We start from the raw sequence: 18,997 nt of genomic DNA, 5'->3' as shown, positions 1-18,997 counted from the left end.
TACAGTCAGCTATCCAGCCAGGCCGAGCCGACTTCAATGGCTGCGCCGCCGCTCGCGATCACCCCTGCGGGGCAGCTCCCCGACTTCCAGAAGGCCCGCGCATTGCGCGAGCACAACCTGGCGCAGCTCGCCGAGATCGAATTGCACAAGGCCAAGGGCTCGTTGGTGGCCATGGCGGCGGTGCAGACCGGTGCCTACAACGCCGGTCGCATGCTGCGCGATCAACTGCTGGGGATGCCGCCGCAACTGGCTCCGGAACTGGCGTCGATGACCGACCCTTGGGAAATCGAAAAGCACCTCACGGCGGCGATTCGCCGCTCGCTGGAAGACGCCGAACGCATGTCTTCAGCGGACCTTGAACACGCACTGACCACGAGTTAAGCCTATGCCCACGGATATTCCTGACGGTGCAGAGGTGTACCGCGAGGCGTATTTCCGTGGGCTACGGCCCGACCCGGATGTCTGGATCGATCAGTGGGCCGATGAGTACATGCGGATCCCGCGTGACACCGGCGCCGCTGAGCCGGGCCAATACCGCACCTCGCGAACACCGTATGCCCGCGAGCCGATGCGTTGTCTGTCGCCGGCTCACCCCTGCAAGCGCGTGATCACCATGGTCGCGTCACAGTTGATGAAAACCCAGATCGGTCTGAACTGGATCGGCGGTCTGATGCACATGGCGCCGTCGAATATCCTGGCGCTGCTGCCGAGCCTCGGCCTGGCCAAGCGGGTGTCCTCGCGGATCGGCAAAACGATCAAGGCTACGCCGGTGCTGCGTGAACGTGTGGCGGCCAACCGCTCGCGGGATTCGCGCAACACGATGGACACCAAGGAGTTCGAGGGCGGCACGTTGTACGTCACCACCGCCGGCTCGGCCGCCAACCTGTCGGAGCTTTCGGCGCGGTACGTTTACGGCGATGAGATCGATCGCTGGGAAGTCGACATCGGCGAGGAGGGCGACCCTATCGAGCTGGCGGAAACCCGGGGCAGTACCTTTGGCCGCAACGCCAAGTTTTACTTCTCCAGCTCGCCGACGATCAAGGGGGCCTCGCGAATCTCTGATCTGTTCGACGGCAGTGACCAGCGTCATTACTACGTGCCGTGCCCGTATTGTGGTCACATGCAGGTGCTGGAGTGGGAAAACCTTCTCTACTCGGCCGACTTCAGCGTAGTGCATTACAAGTGCGCGGCGTCTGGGATGGACTGTGACGTGCTGATCGATGAGTACCACAAGGGCGAAATGCTCGCCAAAGGCGAGTGGCGCGCCCATGCCGAGGGCGACGGCGAGACGGTGGGTTTCCACCTCAACGCGCTGTATTCGCCGCTGGGTTGGATGGACTGGAGGTCGCTGGCCAAGCAATACGAGAAGGCGAAAAAGGCCCAGGTAAAAGGCGATCTTGAGCCCATGCAGGTGTTCTACAACACCCGTCTGGCGAAGGTGTGGGACGCGGCTCAAGAGCAGACCAAAGCCGACGTCCTGAGGCAGCGGGCGCGGTTGGAAGGCTACACCCTTGGCTCGCTGCCAGCGGCGGTGATGATGATCACCGGCGCCGTCGACGTTCAGGCCAACCGGCTGGAGTTTATGGCCATGGGCTGGGGCGTTGGCATGGAGCGCTGGGTCGTGGACTACCAGGTGGTCTCGGGCGATCCCGCAGATGAACGCACCTGGGCGGCGCTGGACGAATTGCTCAAGGCTAAATATCGCCATCCGTGCGGTGTCGGTCTAGGCATTCTTGCGGTTGCTGTTGACTCCGGGGGCCACCACACCGATGAGGTCTACCAGTTCTGCCGCGTTCGCCGCTGGCGCAATGTGTTTGCCATCAAGGGTGCGAGCAAACCCGGTAAGCCGGTGATTGCTCAGCGGCCGTCGATGGTCGACGTGACCTGGAAGGGCCAGACCGAACGCAACGGCGCCGAGCTGTGGTTCGTCGGTACCGACACGGCCAAGGACTGGATCTACAACCGCTACCCGTTCGAGTCAGGGCCGGGCGCATTGCACTTTGCCAACGACCTGCCGGATGACTTCTTCGACCAGTGCGTCGCGGAGCGCAAGGTCGCGCGTTACGTGCGTGGTCACAAGCGCATCGAATGGGTCAAGGGCAAGGCCGAACGCAACGAAGCGCTCGACCTGATGGTGTATTGCCTTGCCATGGCGCATTACCTTGGCCTGAATCGCTACAAGGAACACGACTGGGAGCGCGTGCGTCAGTCCTTGGCGCAGTCCGGACTGTTTGACGAAGCCTTGGGCATCAAGCCTGTTCAAGGTGAACGGGTCGATAGCCCTGGTGCAGCAACACCTGTTCGGCAACCGGCACCACCACCCGCTGTTTCGGTCGTGCAAACGCGCCCCGCAGCAACACCCCCTCAACGCCGCAGCTCCACCAGCGGTTACCTGAAGAGACGCTGATATGTCATTTACCCAGAAGCACCTCGACGCGGTTGAGGCGGCCATTGCTCGCGGTGAAAAAACCGTGCGCTACACCGACCGTACCGTGGAATACCGCACCGTCGACGAACTGCTCAGGGCGCGCGAAGAGATTCGTTCATCGCTGCTCAACTCAGCCGCGCCGCGCTCGCGTGTGGTTCGGTTGTTTCACGGGGGCAAAGGACTCTAATGGCCCGATACTTCCCGACGTTGACCCGTAACGGATTCGTGTTGCCGTCGAACATTAAGGCCAGTTACGAAGGCGCCGGAGAGGGCCGCCGCTCCACTGGCTGGGATGCTCCCGACAACGGGATCAACAGCATCAACACCCCGGCACTGCGCAACCTTCGGTCGCGCTCCCGGGCAGCGGTCCGCAATGACCCGTATGCCTTTAATGTGATCGACAAGCGCGTCAGCAACCTAATTGGTACGGGCATCACCCCTCGGCCGACCACTGATGACGATGCTTTACGCAAGTTGCTGCAGGAACTGTGGGGTGATTGGGTCGATGAATCGGATGCGGATGATCGCACCGACTTCTACGGCCAACAGGCCCTGGTGGCGCGCACCGTTGAAACCTCGGGCGAATGTTTTGTACGGCTGCGACCGCGCAGCCTGGACGAGGGCTTGGCAGTTCCGTTGCAACTCCAGATCCTGGCGCCGGAGTTTGTCCCACACGACAAATACGAGAGCACAAAAAGCGGCAACACCATCCGCGCTGGGATCGAATTCACCCCGGGCGGCAAGCGCGTGGCGTATTGGATGTACCTGTCGCATCCACGTGATGCGGCCTCGCTGAACGTTGGCTACAACCAGTTGGTGCGTGTGCCGGCCGCCCAGGTGCTGCATATCTTTGAGCCCGTCGAGCCCGGCCAATTGCGCGGAGTGCCGCGCTTGTCGCCGGTGCTCAAGCGTCTGCGCAGTCTCGACAACTACGACGATGCGGTGTTGTTTCGTCAAGAGGTGGCGAACCTGTTTGCCGGTTTTATCAAGCGGCCTACACCGGAGTCTGGACCGGTTCCCAGAGATCCAGTGACCGGCGCGCCGCTGAATCCGGATCGCGATGGCTTCACACCGATGGTCGCACTGGAGCCCGGCACCATGCAGGAGCTGGGGCCAGGTGAGGAGGTTGAATTCTCCAAGCCGCCGGACGCGGGCAACAACTACCCGGACTTTATGCGGCAGCAACTGATGGCCGCAGCAGCGGGATCCGGCACGCCTTACGAGATCCTCACCGGCGACATGCGCGGGATCAACGACCGAGCGCTACGGGTGGTGCTCAACGAGTTTCGGCGACGTCTGGAACAACTGCAATTCAGCGTTTACGTGCACCAGCTCTGCCGCCCGGTGCGGGCTGCCTGGATGGACATGGCCGTGTTGTCCGGTGTCCTGGTGCTGGGCGATTACGCGCAGAAGCGCCGCGACTATTTACGTACCCGTTGGGTGCCGCAAGGTTGGGCGTACATCCAGCCAGTACAGGACGTGCAGGCGCGTCGGATGGAAGTGCAGGCCGGCTTTTCCTCGCGTAGCGAGATGGTGCTGCGCACCGGCTACGACGCCGAAACAGTCGATCAGGAAAACGCCGCCGATCTGGCGCGGGCTACAGCACTGGGCCTCAACTACAACACCCTGGATGCCGTCGAAACAACCGACGACAAGGAGCAATCATGAGCAAAAAAGCACGACCGCGCATTTACAACCGCGTAGGCAAACGCATCAAGGTTCAGGACAAAACCTGGTACGCCGTGCAGGCCAGCGGTGAGGCCGCCGAACGGGTGATTGAAGTCTTCGTCTATGGCGAGATCGGTGCCTGGGGCATCACCGCCAATCAGTTCGTGCAGGACCTGCGCGCCATGGATGACGGTGTGTCACCGGTGGTCGCCGCGTTCAACAGCATTGGCGGCGACCTATTCGACGGGCTGGCCATGCACAACGCGCTGTCGCGTCTTGGGGAGCGCTGCACCGGCCGGATTGATGCATTGGCCGCCAGTGCCGCCAGCGTGGCGGTGTGTGGCGCACACAAGGTCGTGATCGCGGCCAACGCCATGCTGATGATTCATAACCCCTGGACCTATGCGGCCGGTGACGCTGAAGGCTTTCGCAAGGTGGCCGACGTTCTCGACCAGACGATGGAGGCGATCATCGCGGCCTACAAGGCCAAGGCGCCGGACATCGATGAGGTCGAACTGCGGCGGCTGGTCGCTGCTGAAACCTGGCTCACCGCCAATGAAGCCGTGGCCTTGGGCTTGGCCGATGAGGTCGGCGACGGGATCAAGGTCAAGGCGTGCCTCGGGCAGGGTGGCGTGCTGCAGCGTTACCAGCACGCACCGGCTGAGTTGCTGGCCCAGCTCGACGAGCCACCGGAAGCGGATCCGGAGTTGGACGTTGTCGATCCGCCGCTTGTGCCGCCGGTAGTCGACTCAGCCAAGCTGGCCCTGATGATCACCCAGCGTTGCGCGGCGGCGGGCATCAGCAACTTGGTCGAGCCGCTGCTCAGCTCGACCCAGCTCGAAAGCGAAGAGATCGTCGTGGCCGGCCTGGCCCGCGCCAAGGCGGTGAATGACCTCTGCGTGGCAGCCCGCTTGCCGGAGTTCAGCGCCGAATACGTCGCGGCGGGTCTGGATGCTGCAGCGGTTCGAGCGCGCCTGTTCGACAAGATTGTCACCAGCGGCAAGGGCTTTGAAATCGACAACAGCCTGCCGCTGGACAACGACCCAACACCGAAGGTGCTGGCCAAACAACCTGACCCCACCTCGATCTGGGCTTCGCGACAAGCGGCTCAATCTGGAACCGCGCACGGCGCGAAAGGAGCAAGAGCATGACCATCAAAAAAGAGCCGATCCACGCGGGCGAGTTTCTCCTGTCCGAAGGCGCCGGGAACATTTCTCGGGAAACGATCAACGTGGCCGCCGGCCCGGCACTGAATCCGGGACAAGTCCTCGGTCTGGTGACGGCCACGGGCGAGTTTGCGCCGTATACCCCGGCTGCCGAAGACGGTACCCAAGCTGCCGTGGCGATCCTTTACGGGCCGTTGGGCGAGTCGGACATCGTTCGCCGTGGTCGTGCCGTGGTGCGCCTGGCGGAGGTCAGCGAAGTGCACCTGACCGGGTTGGACCCTGAGGCCGAAAAAGAGCTGGCCACTCATTTCCTGATCGTCCGCTAGGACCTTTAGTCACGTTTACCCAACCTGCCTTGAGCGGGTTTTTTCATTTCTGGAGAGTACCCATGGCCGAGATCGCCATTTTTGACGACGAATCGTTTACCGTTACCGCGCTGACTGCTGCCCTCAACGATCAACCCTATCTGCCGGGTCGCATCAGCGCTCTGGGCCTGTTCCGTGAGGAAGGCATCACCACCCTGACCGTACAGATCGAAAAGGACGGTGACACCCTGGCGCTGGTACCGGCCGGTGAACGCGGTAGCTCTGGCCTGGTGGTTGCGGCCAGCAAGCGCAACCTGATCCCGTTCAACACCGTGCACCTGCCGGAACGCTTTACCATCAAGGCCGATGAGATCCAGGGTATTCGTGCCTTCGGTACCCGCACCGAGTTGCAGGCGGTGCAGGACGTGGTCAATACCCGCCTGGCCAAAGCGCGCCGTCAATTGGACGCAACCCATGAGTTCCAGCGCATGGGCGCACTGAATGGCCTGATTCTTGATGCCGATGGTTCGACAGTGCTGCTGGACCTGTACGACCGCTTCGGTGTGCAGCGTCAGAAACTGTCCATGGGCTTGGCCGACGAGAGCACGGAGCTGCGGGTACAGTGTGTCGAGGCACTGGACATGCAGGAGGACGCGCTTGGTGTTGTGACGAGCACTGGTTCCCGCGCGTTCTGCGGAAAGCACTTCTGGAACAAATTGATCGTTCACCCCTCGGTCACCGAGACCTACCTCAACAGTCAGCAAGCTGCGTCCTTGCGCGGTGACGCTCGGGAGAGCTTCGAATTCGGCGGCATTGTCTGGGAGCGCTACCGTGGCAAGGTCGCCGGCGTGTCGTTCGTCCACGACGATAAAGCGCTGCTGGTCCCTGAGGGTGTACCAGATCTGTACATCTCGGTGTTCGCACCGGCCGACTACATGGAAACAGTCAACACCCAAGGCCTTCCGTATTACAGCAAGATCGAGCCGATGCAGTTCGGCAAGGGCATGGCGGGTGAGGCGCAGTCCAACCCGCTGCATTTGTGCACTCGACCGCGCGCTCAGATCCTGCTGGAGCTCTGATCGTGGGCTTTCGCGATCTGGTCGCCGAGGTCGATGCGGTGGTGTTCGAAACGCTGGGCGATACCGCACGGATTGAGGGTCGCGAAGAACCGGTGTTCGGCATGTTTGCCGCGCCCTGGTTGCAGCCGAAGCTCGGCAAGCTCAACACCGGGTTGCGTGAGCCTCGGTTCGAGATCCGTGTTAGCGATTCGCACGGCCTTGTACGCGGGCTGTTGGTCAGCATCGATTTGCCTGCCTTGGATGGCGGTGGCGATTACGACCTGCTGCAGCTGGAACCGGGCGGCGATGGTCTGGTCGCCTTGATCCTGAGGTTACGCCCATGAGTGTCGGTAGCCATTTCAAACCCTCGGCCGGCGGCGGGATGATTTCTATCCAGTCTTCGGCCGCAGACCTGCAGGCGTTTCAGGACTTTGCCAAGTTGGTGCCCAAGGCGGCGGCCGCTGCACACCGACGCGCGATCAACAAGACACTCGGGTGGTTGCGCACGCACATCGCCCGGGCCGTCAGTCGGCAGGAGCGCATTGCCGTCGCGGCGGTGCGTCAACGGCTGCGTAGTTACCCGGTGTCCGGCGGGGCGTCGAGCGGCAAGCTGTGGTTTGGTTTGAACGCCATCGAGTCCAGCCGGATCGGCCGGGCGCGACAGACCGGCAGCGGTGTGTCGGTAGCCGGGCGACGGTACCAGGGCGCGTTCCTGAAGAAGGTCTACGGCAACAAGCCGGACATCTGGATTCGCACCGCGAGCAAGCATTTCAACGCGGACGATTATCCCGACAGCACGGTGTCACCCGGTCATGGGCCGAGTTCGGGGTGGGTCGCGGAACACGGCAGTCGCTTTCCCCTGGCCAAAGCCAAAGTCTCGCTGGAGCAGGCTCGACCGCACTTCAATAGTTGGGTGCAAAAGGCCGATGAACGCCTGCTGGAGATCCTGAAACAGGAGCTCAACTTTGAGCTGCAGAAATACCTCAAGAGGATCGCTTAATGGCGGACGAACCTTTTAGCCTGAATCAGCTTTACCAGGCTATCGAGCAACACCTGGTGACCCATCTGCCGGGGGTTCAGACCGTGAGTGCCTGGCCGAACATCGAAGACCGCATCGCGTTGCCGGCGGTGTTTCTGGAGCTGGCCGAGATTGAGCCGGGTGCCGATATCGGTACGGGTGAAACCACGTTGGTGTGCAAGTTCGAGGCGCGCATCATCGTCGACCCGATCCGGCCCCTTCATCAGCAGCAGGCGGTGCAACTGGCGACTCAGCTTGCGGTGTTGCTGCGGGCACAGACCTGGGGTTTGCCGGTCGAACCCGCCGAGTTTGTGCAGGCCCTGCAGGACTGGACGCAGCCAGTATTGGATGGTTACACCGTCTGGTTGGTGGAATGGACGCAACAGGTGTACGTCGGCCCTGAGGAATGGCCTTGGCCTGATCAGCCACCGGGGATGTTGCTGTTTGGGTTTAACGAAGACATCAAACCGGACTTTGTGCCGCCGGAGGACATGTGAGCGGCTACGTCTCGGCCCAGCACGACCGCATGTTGGCGGGATTGGTCAAGGATTGTTATGTGGTGGCGGTTGATCTGACGGCCTCCCCGCCAGTGTGTCGGGTGTCGGATGGTAGTGATTGGGTCAGCGCCTGGGTGCGTTGGCACAGCATCGCGGCCGGAAAGGCCCGGCACTGGCGGGCGCCGTCGCTATATGAACAGGGGACGTTGATCAGTGCCAGCGGTGATTTGGCACAAGGTACGTTTATCCCGGGCTTGTACGGCAACGCCGGCCCGCCTCCAGATAACCGCGATCATGTGGAAGTCTGGCGCTTTGATGATGGTGGTTCGCTGGTCTACGACTGGCAGGCCAAGAGTTACAGCATCACCCTACCGAGCGGCACGGTGACCATTAAGGTCGCCAGTACGGAGGCAGTCATAACGGACAGCGCCGTGAACGTGACCACCGGCAACATCAATCTCAAAGCAGCGGTGACCATCGACGGCGCGTTACACGTTACGCAGAACATCACCAGTGATGCGTCGATTATTGACACCACCGGCAACACGCCTAACCACAAGCATTGATGTAGCTGGCTGAACCTGCTGTCGAGATGTAATAGATCAAATACTAGCGAGGCTTTGGAATGGCAAAAAAAATGTCATCAGCCGATTTTGAGCTGTCTTGGAGTCTCTGCCCGGACAAGCTATCAGTCATCGGTATTAACCCATTTACCAAAAAGGGCAACTGCACCAAAAAAATGGCACGTTTAATTTTGGTTGATGGGGCTTCTATCACAAAAGTTGCCGCTTCGAACTGGTTGATCTCCCCTGATATTCGCCGGCTCAAAGCGCTGGTTCGAAATCTGTCTGCTCAAATTCTGGTACGCGTAGGACTGTCTTCCTAGATCTTTGAAGAACAGTGCTGCTGGAACCGAATAGACACGAGTAGGCAACTTGCCTCCCTCAATAGTCCGCCGAGTGCGGGCTTTTTCATGCCTGGAGAAACACATGGCCAAGATCGTCGACACACTTGTCTCCGACGAACCAGCGTTCGCATCACCGATGCGCGAACCGCTGCTGCTTACTGCATCGGCGACACCGGAGCTGCTGAAGTTTCGCGACAAGGTCTATACGTCGCGACTGTTGATCGTCCCCGACACCGACCGCGCCTTGCCGGTGAGCAAGGGAGTGGTCGAAGTGCTGGCGTCCGATACCGACGCCGTCAAGTTCCTGAAAGCCAACGAAGAGTTCGAGCTGCTGAAGGAGTGATTTAGATGATCGGAATGGACCGCCACACCGGCCAACCCATTTCCGGCATCGCGCACTTGCGGCAATCCGTCCCAGACATCTTGGGCACGCCGTTGGGCAGCCGCCGGCATCGGATGGATTACGGCAGCAAGCTCCGGCGGTTCATTGACCTGCCCGTTAACGAGGGTTGGAAAAGCGCCGTACAGGCTGAAGTCGCCCGCGCCCTGGGGCGTTGGGAGCCGCGTTTGAAACTGGATCAGGTGCGCGTCATTTCCGTTATTGGCGGGCAAATCAACCTGAAGATTGTCGGCGAGTACCTGGGCGACGGCGTCACGTTGGAGGTAGCCGTATGAGTATTGTGGATCTGTCGTCGCTGCCGGCGCCGACTGTGCTGGAGCCTCTGGACTTCGAAGAGGTTTATCAGGAAGGGCTGGGCGTCTTTCGCGGGTACATGGGCGGCAACTGGACCGCCGCGCTGGAAAGCGATCCGGTGGTTAAGGTGCTGGAGGTCGGCGCGTACATCAAGGTCGGCAACCGCGCCCGGGTGAATGACGCCGGCAAAGCGGTATTGCTGGCACACGCCATAAAGGGCGACCTCGATCATCTGGGGTCCAACGTCAATCTGAAGCGCCTGGTCATTCAAGCCGAGGATCTGCTGGCGGTACCACCGGTGCCGGAGGTCAAGGAGGACGACGACCCGTTTCGCGAGCGTATCCAATTGGCCTATGAAGGGTTGACCACGGCCGGCCCGCGTAACAGTTACATCCTGCATGCGCGCAACGCCTCGGGTTTGGTGGCGGATGCCACCGCCGAAAGCCCGGTGCCGTGTTGCGTTACGGTCACGGTGCTGGGCTTGGACGGGCAGGGTGTGGCGCCGCCGGAGCTGCTGGCCACGGTGGCCGCCGCGCTGAATGACGACGACGTGCGGCCGGTAGGGGATCGGGTGACGGTGCAGAGCGCCCAGGTGATCCCTTACCAAATTAACGCGATTCTGCACATGGCCAGCGCCGGCCCCGAAGCGGATGCCAGTTTGGCCGAGGCGAAAAGTCGATTGGCGGCCTGGATCAATCCGCGCAAGCGGCTGGGCATTGAGGTCGCGCGCTCCGGTGTGGACGCTCAGTTGCACGTTGCCGGCGTTTCTCGGGTGGAGCTGATCGGCTGGCAGGATCTGGCTCCGACCAAGGCTCAGGCGGCGTTCTGTACGGGCTACACCGTGACGCTGGCGGGCTGATATGAAAAGCCTACTGCCGATCAACAGCACGCAACTGGAACGGGCCATGGAGGCGACGTTTTTCGAGAAAACGATAGTCCCGCTGCGCGAGCTCTACAACGCCGATACCTGTCCGGTCCATCTGCTGCCGCATCTAGCGTGGGCGTGGTCGGTCGATCGCTGGGACTATCGATGGACTGAGGCGACCAAGCGCGCCGCCATTAAGGCCTCTTACTACATCCATGCCCACAAAGGGACCATCGGCGCGCTGCGCCGGGTAGTCGAGCCCCTGGGCTACCTTATCGAAATTATCGAGTGGTTCAACACCGTGCCTGAGGGCGTGCCGGGCACCTTCGCGCTGAAGGTCGGCGTTCTGGATACCGGGATCACCGAGGAAATGTATCAGGAGCTGGAACGCCTGATCGACGACGCCAAGCCGGTCACCCGGCACCTGACGGGGCTGGCGATCAGCCTCGAAAGCCAAGGCCTTTTGAACATCAGTGTTGCCCTGTACGAAGGCGACGAAATCGACGTTTACCCGCCGGTCATGCGTGACATCGAGGTCACCGGGTCCATCGGCGTGGTCGGGCGCGAACACTCCATAGACACCCTGGACGTTTATTATGATTGATGCGAATTCGCAGTTTTTCGCGATCCTCACGAACGTGGGGATGGCCAAGCAGGCGAACGCCGACGCGCTCGGCCTTCCCTGGAAGTTCACCGAAATGGGCGTGGGTGATGCCAACAACACCGACCCGATTCCCAGTGCGACACAAACCCGCCTGATCAACGAATGGCGCCGCCGTCCACTGAATCAGGTCCGAGTCGATCCGGTAAACCCGGCGGTGATCATCGCCGAGCAGATTATTCCGGCCGACGAGGGTGGGCACTGGATTCGCGAAATCGGGCTGTATGACGCGGACGGCGATCTGGTGGCGGTGGCCAACTGTGCGCCGAGCTTCAAGCCGGTGCTGTCGCAGGGCTCCGGCCGCACCCAAGTGGTGCGGATGAATTTCATCGTGTCCAGCACCGGCAACATCACGCTCAAGATTGATCCGTCGGTGGTGCTGGCGACCCGCGAGTATGTCGATAACAAAATTCTGGAAGAGCTGTACAAGCTCGACAGCAAGCAATCGGTGTTGGTCGCGACCACGGCCAACATCGCGCTGGCGGGCCTTCAGATGATCGACGGCGTTTCGGTGCCGGCGGGCGCGCGGGTGCTGGTGAAAAATCAGACCGTGCCCAAGGACAATGGCATTTACATTGCTGCTGCGCCTGCCTGGACGCGCGCGCCGGATGCCGACACCAATGCCGAGGTGACCTCGGCACTGCTGGTATCGGTTGAGCAAGGCACTACGCTGGCCGACACCCGTTGGCAACTGGTCACGGATGGGGTGATTGTCCTGGGCTCCACGGCTCTGACTTTTCAGAACGTCACTCAGGGCTATGCGCCGATCAACTCCCCAGCTTTGCTGGGCGCTCCAACGGCACTGACCCCGCCCCAGTTCGACAACTCGCTCAGGCTGGTAAACACCACCTTTGCCAAACGAATGGGCGTCGAGTATTCGGGCTTCGCCCCGCTTACCGCCAGCACTACGCTGGGTGCGTCAAGTATTGGCGGGATTGTGGCTGCCGCATCCGCTACCCCGATCAACATCACGTTGCCGCCTACCGCCGGGGTGCCTGAGGGGGCGACGGTCGAGGTGGTGAACGCTGGTGCCGGTGCCGTGACTGTTCTAGCGGCCGGGTTGGACGTGTTGGCGTCTCAGGTCGCTGGAGTGATACCTGTTGTCTTGGGTATGGGGGATAACGCCGAGTTCGTTAAGGTATCGGGCACCTGGCGCTTGCGTGGTGGGTCCATGGCTCTCAAGTATGCCGCCGTGATGTCTGGTCCAAACTGGACAACGCCAGCACGGTTCGACAATAGCGGGGCGCACGCTACGACGGAGTTTGTGCAGAGAGCGATAGGTAGTTTCTCCGGAGGGTATGGCATTTCCGTAAGCCGGGCGTTGACCGGCGCTGACATCGGTAAGCGACTGGAGTTGGCGGATGGCGTCACTGTGACGTTACCGGCCTCTTCGTCTGTGCCTGACGGGTCAGCGATTTTGATATCGGCAGGGCCAACATCCATTACGTCGCGGGTGACTGTCGCCGCTGGGGATCAGTTGGCAATGAACAATCTCGGTGTGGCTGTTCCTTACACGCTAGCTGCCGGGGGGGATTTTATAGTCGTACGTGAGGCCAACGTGTGGCGCTGCCACCTCGGTAGCGAAATTCTGCGGACCGCAAGAATATTTTCCGCAGTTTTTGGATACGACGGCCACCAGGCTTTGCCCAGCGGCTGGACATTTAAAACCGGGCACGGATCAACCAATGGATCAGCAGGAGTGGTACCGGTAACGTTTCCCGTCGCATTTCCTACCGCCTGTATGTTTGTGGTGGCTATCTATGCCGGGGCCAGTGCTTCGGCCAACCCGTCAATTTGTCAGAGCGGAATTCCGACCCGCACAGGCTTCACGGGCTACTTAACCAACATGGTTGGCAACAACGGCGGGTTTACAGAAGGTGGTTTTAACTGGCTGGCCATCGGCTACTGAGGGGGAAATATGTACGCTAAATGGATTCAAGAAGATGGTCGGTTTGCCTTCGATGAAGCTGATAACGGGGGCACAGAGATAACCGATGAAGAGCATGCGGCGCTTTTTGATTCGGCCCGGGGGTTCAAAATCATAGTCCCTGGGATTGATGGCCGTCCGGAGTTGCAAGACCCGCCATTGCCCACGGCAGATGAGCTAGCGCTCGTTGAGCGTGTATGGCGAGACAAGCAGCTTTCATTGACTGATGGGGTTGTCACGCGTCACCGCGACGAACTGGAGGAAAGTATTGAAACAACTCTGACCTCAGTGCAGTACGTGAGTTTGCAAGCGTTCCGGCGAGCCCTTCGAAACTGGCCGGAAGCGGGAGAGTTTCCGTTGATTGAGCACCGTCCGGTGGCGCCGCCCTGGTTGGCCGGTTCGCTGCAATAAACGCCCCGCACTGACGGGGCGTTTTCTTTTCCGTTACGCGTAACACGAACATCCCTCACAGCTTCGCGTATGCGGGGCTTTTTCGTTTCTGGAGATTGAGCTTTATGAGTTTCTTTCACGGCGTTACGACCACCGATATCAAGACCGGCGCGCGCACCATTTCCTTGCCGTCGTCGTCGATCATCGGCCTGTGCGACACCTTCACCCCGGGCGTCCTCGGCGGCGGTACGGCGCTGGCCGGCGAACTGAAGTTGATCACCACCGAGCGCGAAGCCATTGCCGCCTTCGGCGCCGATTCGGCGATCACCAAGGCCTGTCAGGCGATCTACACCAAGGCCAAGGCGGTGATCGTCGCCATCGGTGTGCCGAAGCTGGAAGACGCGGCGCTGCAAACCTCGGCGATCATTGGCGGGGTGCTGACTTCCGGTAAACGCACCGGCCTACAGGCCTTGCTCGATGGCAAAAGCCTGTTTAACGCTCAGCCGCGGCTGTTGATCGCGCCGGGGCACACGGCCACTCAAGCGGTGGCCACGGCGCTCGACGGCTTGGCGCAGAAGCTGCGCGCCATCGGCATTATCGACGGGCCTGGCACCACGGATGAGGCCGCCATGGCCTACGCCGATAACTTCGGCAGTCGCAACCTGTTCATGGTTGACCCGGGCGTGCAGTACTGGGACACCGGCCTGAGCCAGACGGTCGATGCCCCGGGCTCGGCCTGGGCGGCGGGCTTGTTTGCCTGGACCGATGCGGAGTACGGCTTCTGGGCGTCGCCGTCGAACAAGGAGTTTGTCGGCATCACCGGCACGACCCGGGCGGTTGAGTACCTGGACGGCGATGCGACGTGCCGGGCCAACCTGCTGAACAACGCCAATATCACGACGATCATCCGCGACGACGGTTATCGCCTGTGGGGCAACCGTACGCTGTCGAGCGATCCGAAATGGGCGTTCGTCACCCGCGTGCGCACGCTGTTCATCCTTATGGATGCCGTGCAGGCCGGTCACAAATGGGCCGTTGACCGCTCGATCACCAAGACCTACGTCAAGGACGTGACCGACGGCCTGGAAGCGTTCATGCGCGACCTGAAAGCCCAGGGCGCAATCATCAACTTCGAGGTGTACCCGGACACCGAGTTGAACACCGCCAGCCAAATCGCCCAGGGCAAAGTGTATTGGCGCATTCGCTTCACCGACGTGCCGCCGGCCGAAAACCCGAATTTCCTTTTCGAAGTCACCGATCAGTGGATGACCGAAGTTCTTGAAGCAGCCTAAGGGGCCTAGTCAATGATTCCTCAAACTTTGTTTAACACGAACCTGTTCGTTGATGGCGTGAACTTCTCCGGCGACGTGCCGAGCCTGACGTTGCCCAAGCTGACCAGCAAGACCGACGAGTATCGCGGTGGCGGCATGGCCGGTGCTATCGAGATGGATCAGGGGCTGGAAAAAATGGAGGCGTCCTTTGTCACCAAGGGCGTGCGCCGTGAGTCGTTGAAGTACTTCGGTCTGGCCGATGGCACGGCGTTCAATGCGACTTTCCGTGGTGCGTTCAGAGGGCAAAAGGGGACCGTGACGGCGGTGGTTGCCACCCTGCGCGGCCGGCTTAAAGAGGTCGACCTGGGCGACTGGAAAGCCGGTGATCCGGCCGAGATCAAACACGCCATCGCCGTCACTTATTACAAGCTCGAAATCGACGGGCGCCTGATGTACGAGATCGACATGGTCGCCGGTATTCAGGTGATCGACGGCAAAGACCAGCTGGCCGAAGTGCGCACCGCGCTCGGCATGTAAGGGAATAGATCCAGATGAAAGCAACTGATAAAGCACTGCCGGCGTGGCTGGCGGTCACCGCTGAGAGCGCCGTCGTGACGCTTTCGCGTCCCAGCGATGCCAACGGGATCAAGGTCGAGACGCTGACCTTGCGGGCCCCGGCCGTGCGCGAAGTGCGGGCGGCCGACCGTGCCTCTAACGGCGATGACGAACAGCGCGAGCTGATGTTGTTCGCGGGCTTGGCCGAGGTGGGCCTCAAGGATCTGGAAGGCCTCAAGCTGGTGGACTATCGCCGTGTCCAGGCGGCCTATTCGCGCCTGGCGCCTGATACCGATTACTCGACGTCGATGCCGGCGTGGCTGTCGATCACCACCGATAACGTGCTGGTCACGCTGTCGTGCCCGAGCCAAATCAACGGCGTCACCGTGGATAAGTTGGCCCTGCGTTCCCCGACCGTGCGCGACGTGCGTTCGGCGAATCGTGAGGCGGGCGGCGATGACGAGCAGCGCGAGCTGGTGTTGTTTGCCGAGTTGGCCGGTGCGCCTGTCGCGGATCTGGAGGGCCTGAAGCTGGTGGATTTTAACCGCCTACAGGCCGGCTATTTTCGTATGGACCAAGACAACGGGGTTTGACCCCGGCGTCATAAAAATGGCCGCGAAACGTCTGGCGGCGGAAACCGGATTTTCCGCCGCAGAGATTCTGTCGATGCCGTTTGCTGAGATGGTGTGGTGGCTCACGGATTGAGCCGCCTTCGGTAAGGCTGTGCAAATGGGGGCCATGACATGGCGAACAAGATCGCCCTCGGGCTGGTCATCGGCGGCGCCGTCAGTTCTACGGTCGGTGCTGCGTTCAAAGACGTGACGGGACGCATCAAGCGTCTCGAGGTAGAAGGCAGCAAGGCGCGTGTGCTGCAGCGCACGATTGGCGACACCATTCGCCTGCGTGATGAATGGAAAAAGGCCCACGACAGCGGCGCTGCCGGCGCCTCCAAGTTGTTGAGTCGGCTGAACTCCAATCTGGACAGCTTGAAAAAGCAGGGCGTCGAAGTCGGGCGTCTGGAGAAGTCCTATCGGGCCATGGGGCAGGCGGCCAATAAAGCTGAGCTGAAGGCCAAGGGGCATCAACAGCTTGACGCCGGAAAGTCCGGCATGAAAAAAGCGGTCGGCGCCGCTGTCATTGGCGTGGGGGCTCTGGCGGTGCCGACCAAGGTCAGCGCGGACTTCGGCGCCATTGTGCGTGACATCGCGATCAAGGCCGGCATAGCCAACAAGCCACAAGAAAAGGAGATGTCACAAAAGATCATCGCCACCTCGCGTGACACCGGCATGGCGCGCAACGATGTGGCCGACGTGGTCAACCAGTTGGTTGGCGCCGGTATGGAGTTAAGCAAGGCGCTGGAATATGCGCCGGTCGCGGCCAAGTTTGTCGTGGGGCAGGGGTCGAGCGGTGTCGACACGGCGAAGATGATCAACGCGCTGGGGCAAAACGCCAAGATCACCGACCCGAAACAGATGCAGCAGGCGCTAGAGGCGATTGCCTATCAAGGGCAGGCGGGCAGCTTTGAAGCGGCCGACATGGCGAAATGGTTCCCTGAGCTGTTGGCCAACATGGGTAGTCTGGGCATCACCGGCATGGATGCGGTGACGCAGTTGGGCGCCATGCTGCAAGTGCAGATGAAGTCGGCCGGCGGCGCCGATGAGGCGGCCAACAACCTCAAAAACTGGATGGGCAAAATCGGCTCCGGCGACACCGTCAAGGCGTATGAAAAGGCCGGTATCGACTATAAGGGTTCGATGCAGACCGGTTTGCAAAACGGTATGTCCACGCTGGAAACCAGCATGGCGTTGGCGCAGAAGTACATTCAAGCCACCGATCCGAAGCGCGCGGCGGCGATGGCCAAAGCGACATCCGAAATCAGCCAGCAAGCCGACCCGGAGAAAGCCAAGGCCATGATGGCCTCTCTGGAAGAGTCGCTGCGCACTGGCGACCTGTTCGCTGATATGCAGGTCAAGGCCGCGCTGTCGGCTTTCATGCAGAACAAGGCGCTGTACAGCCAGCTTAAAAACGATTCGCGCGATGCAACCGGCATCCTCGACAAAAACCTCAGCGAGCGGCGTGAGGCGTCGTCGCAGAAGTGGGCCGAAATGGCTCAGTCGATGGATGACGCCATGCGCAGCGTGGGGGACGCCCTGCGCCCGGTCACGGACACGGTGGCCGAGGCGCTGACCAAGGTCACCAAAAGCATTACCTCAATGTCTGACAGCGCGCCCGGGGTGGTGACGGGGATCGCGTTGGTCGGTGGTGGATTGGTCACGCTCACGGGTCTGTTCAGTTCGTTCAAGATGGGTAAAGGGCTGTTCAACCTGGCGCGTGGCTCGCTGGGTGGTGGCAAGGCCGGCGCGGTGCAAAAGGTCTTTGTCACCAATCCCGAGGACGGTGAAGGCTCGGCGCCCAAGGGCAAGGCCGGCAAGGCGTTGTCGCTGGTGGAAACCGGGCTCAAGGCGGTGGCGGCGTTCAAAGGCGCGACCGGGGGCGGTGACGACGCTGAGGGCGGCAAGAAGCCCGGCAAGTTGGATGTGGTGTCGGCCGGTCTGGAACTGGTTTCGCAGGCCAAAGACGCGGCCGGTGGTGGTGGCGACGACACTGGCGGTGACGGCGTAAAGAAGGTTTTCGTGGTCAACGCGGGAGCCCTGGGCGGCGGCGCTGATGGCCCTGGGGAAACGCGCCGGCGTGGACGCGGGTCAAGGCGCAATGCTTCGCGCCGTCGGCCGTTGCCTCGGCCGGGTAGTTCTTCGCGCTCGCCGATTCCGGGGCCACGGCCACCGGTCCCAGTGCCGCGTCCGCCGATTCCACCGGTACCGGTTTCGGCCGGCTCGATGGCCCGGCTGGGCGGGGTGGTGCAGGCGGTCGGCAAGATCGGCAAAGCCGCCAAGATGATTCCCGGCGGCGCGCTGCTGGATGCCGGCGCCATGGCGTTCGACACCTATGAGAATGCCAAAACCCAAGGCGAACAGGCCGAGGGTTACGGTGCGGCGGCCGGCAATCTGGCAGGCACCATGGCCGGCGCGGCGGCCGGTGCGGCCATTGGTTCGGTGGTGCCGATTATCGGGACCGCGATCGGTGGCTTGATTGGTGCCTACCTCGGCAGTCAGGGCGGCCAGATGGTGGGCGGCGCCGTGGGCAAGTCGGTGTTTGGTGGCGACGAGGAAAAACCCGCCGCTCCGGTCGCGCCGTTGTTGATGGCGCCGCGCCCGGGTCCAGCTATTCCCAGCTTGGCCAGCATGGGTCAATCGTTCGATGGCGCGAAGGGCTCCGGTGCGTTGCTGATGGCCTCGGGGACTATCCCGCAAGGGCCGGCGCTGGGCGACGTTGCTCGCGCCATGGCCGTACAGGCGCCGACCAAGGCGGCGGCCGTGGCCATTCAGCCCAAGGAGCCGGAGAAGCCGGCACCGACCAAAGTGGATCAGCAGTTTCAGTACTCGCTGAACATGCCGGTCACGGTGAACGGTGACGTTAAAGATCCGCAACGTATGGCTCAGGATCTGATGCCGCACATGCAGCGGATGATGGCGGACGCCGCGAAACAGAACGCTACCAAGCTGTACGACGAACCCCACCTGTAAGGA

At 61.5% G+C, this 18,997-nt stretch carries 21 protein-coding genes and 1 pseudogene; all 22 read left to right on the top strand.

Features of this window, described 5'->3' with window-relative positions:
* Positions 1-381: pseudogene (locus tag WLY71_RS17495) on the top strand (terminase small subunit); the annotation flags it as partial.
* 4 nt (positions 382-385) lie between these two features.
* Positions 386-2,407, top strand: coding sequence for a phage terminase large subunit family protein (locus tag WLY71_RS17490; RefSeq protein ID WP_347804544.1), 2,022 nt, complete (start codon positions 386-388; stop codon positions 2,405-2,407).
* A 1-nt stretch (position 2,408) separates the two neighbouring features.
* Positions 2,409-2,615 (top strand): phage head-tail joining protein, encoded by a 207-nt coding sequence (locus WLY71_RS17485; protein WP_347804543.1) that lies wholly within the window; start codon positions 2,409-2,411, stop codon positions 2,613-2,615.
* Entirely contained in the window at positions 2,615-4,096 is a 1,482-nt protein-coding gene (locus tag WLY71_RS17480) for a phage portal protein (RefSeq protein ID WP_347804542.1), read from the top strand. Before WLY71_RS17485 ends, WLY71_RS17480 begins: the two co-directional genes overlap by 1 nt.
* Entirely contained in the window at positions 4,093-5,247 is a 1,155-nt protein-coding gene (locus WLY71_RS17475; RefSeq protein WP_347804541.1) for a head maturation protease, ClpP-related, read from the top strand. Before WLY71_RS17480 ends, WLY71_RS17475 begins: the two co-directional genes overlap by 4 nt.
* Positions 5,244-5,588, top strand: coding sequence for a head decoration protein (locus WLY71_RS17470; protein WP_347804540.1), 345 nt, complete (start codon positions 5,244-5,246; stop codon positions 5,586-5,588). Before WLY71_RS17475 ends, WLY71_RS17470 begins: the two co-directional genes overlap by 4 nt.
* Before the next feature lie 62 nt (positions 5,589-5,650).
* Complete coding sequence (locus WLY71_RS17465; RefSeq protein ID WP_347804539.1) at positions 5,651-6,646, top strand: major capsid protein; 996 nt, start codon at positions 5,651-5,653, stop codon at positions 6,644-6,646.
* Between the two features lie 2 nt (positions 6,647-6,648).
* The gene (locus WLY71_RS17460; protein ID WP_347804538.1) at positions 6,649-6,969 is read left to right on the top strand and encodes a head-tail joining protein; all 321 of its coding nucleotides are present in this window, start codon (positions 6,649-6,651) and stop codon (positions 6,967-6,969) included.
* Positions 6,966-7,625, top strand: coding sequence for a hypothetical protein (locus WLY71_RS17455; protein WP_347804537.1), 660 nt, complete (start codon positions 6,966-6,968; stop codon positions 7,623-7,625). The genes WLY71_RS17460 and WLY71_RS17455 overlap by 4 nt, the downstream gene beginning before the upstream one ends.
* Complete coding sequence (locus WLY71_RS17450) at positions 7,625-8,140, top strand: hypothetical protein (RefSeq protein ID WP_347804536.1); 516 nt, start codon at positions 7,625-7,627, stop codon at positions 8,138-8,140. The genes WLY71_RS17455 and WLY71_RS17450 overlap by 1 nt, the downstream gene beginning before the upstream one ends.
* A gap of 29 nt (positions 8,141-8,169) precedes the next feature.
* On the top strand, positions 8,170-8,706 hold the full coding sequence (locus tag WLY71_RS17445) for a phage baseplate assembly protein V (protein ID WP_347804545.1): 537 nt from the start codon (positions 8,170-8,172) through the stop codon (positions 8,704-8,706).
* 59 nt (positions 8,707-8,765) lie between these two features.
* The gene (locus tag WLY71_RS17440) at positions 8,766-9,026 is read left to right on the top strand and encodes a hypothetical protein (protein ID WP_347804535.1); all 261 of its coding nucleotides are present in this window, start codon (positions 8,766-8,768) and stop codon (positions 9,024-9,026) included.
* A gap of 103 nt (positions 9,027-9,129) precedes the next feature.
* Positions 9,130-9,390, top strand: a complete 261-nt coding sequence (locus tag WLY71_RS17435; RefSeq protein WP_347804534.1) for a hypothetical protein — start codon at positions 9,130-9,132, stop codon at positions 9,388-9,390.
* A gap of 5 nt (positions 9,391-9,395) precedes the next feature.
* Positions 9,396-9,722, top strand: a complete 327-nt coding sequence (locus WLY71_RS17430; protein WP_347804533.1) for a GPW/gp25 family protein — start codon at positions 9,396-9,398, stop codon at positions 9,720-9,722.
* Positions 9,719-10,600, top strand: a complete 882-nt coding sequence (locus tag WLY71_RS17425; RefSeq protein WP_347804532.1) for a baseplate J/gp47 family protein — start codon at positions 9,719-9,721, stop codon at positions 10,598-10,600. Before WLY71_RS17430 ends, WLY71_RS17425 begins: the two co-directional genes overlap by 4 nt.
* Before the next feature lies 1 nt (position 10,601).
* The gene (locus WLY71_RS17420) at positions 10,602-11,210 is read left to right on the top strand and encodes a phage tail protein I (protein ID WP_347804531.1); all 609 of its coding nucleotides are present in this window, start codon (positions 10,602-10,604) and stop codon (positions 11,208-11,210) included.
* A complete protein-coding gene (locus WLY71_RS17415; protein ID WP_347804530.1) occupies positions 11,203-13,176 on the top strand; it encodes a phage tail protein in 1,974 nt (657 codons plus the stop codon). Before WLY71_RS17420 ends, WLY71_RS17415 begins: the two co-directional genes overlap by 8 nt.
* A gap of 9 nt (positions 13,177-13,185) precedes the next feature.
* Positions 13,186-13,605 carry a phage tail protein gene (locus tag WLY71_RS17410; RefSeq protein ID WP_347804529.1) on the top strand — a complete coding sequence of 140 codons (420 nt, stop codon included), beginning with the start codon at positions 13,186-13,188 and terminating at the stop codon, positions 13,603-13,605.
* A gap of 104 nt (positions 13,606-13,709) precedes the next feature.
* The gene (locus tag WLY71_RS17405; RefSeq protein ID WP_347804528.1) at positions 13,710-14,876 is read left to right on the top strand and encodes a phage tail sheath subtilisin-like domain-containing protein; all 1,167 of its coding nucleotides are present in this window, start codon (positions 13,710-13,712) and stop codon (positions 14,874-14,876) included.
* Between the two features lie 12 nt (positions 14,877-14,888).
* Positions 14,889-15,392 carry a phage major tail tube protein gene (locus WLY71_RS17400; RefSeq protein ID WP_347804527.1) on the top strand — a complete coding sequence of 168 codons (504 nt, stop codon included), beginning with the start codon at positions 14,889-14,891 and terminating at the stop codon, positions 15,390-15,392.
* A 14-nt stretch (positions 15,393-15,406) separates the two neighbouring features.
* The gene (locus WLY71_RS31375; protein ID WP_425589934.1) at positions 15,407-16,003 is read left to right on the top strand and encodes a phage tail assembly protein; all 597 of its coding nucleotides are present in this window, start codon (positions 15,407-15,409) and stop codon (positions 16,001-16,003) included.
* Positions 16,004-16,153: 150 nt separating this feature from the next.
* The gene (locus tag WLY71_RS17385; RefSeq protein WP_347804526.1) at positions 16,154-18,994 is read left to right on the top strand and encodes a phage tail tape measure protein; all 2,841 of its coding nucleotides are present in this window, start codon (positions 16,154-16,156) and stop codon (positions 18,992-18,994) included.
* Positions 18,995-18,997 lie beyond the last annotated feature (3 nt).

The sequence above is a fragment of the Pseudomonas rossensis genome (genome assembly GCF_039888995.1).
GTDB lineage: Bacteria > Pseudomonadota > Gammaproteobacteria > Pseudomonadales > Pseudomonadaceae > Aquipseudomonas > Aquipseudomonas rossensis.
The sequence above is the reverse complement of the archived record's forward strand: the minus strand, read 5'-3'. Positions and strand labels throughout refer to the sequence as shown.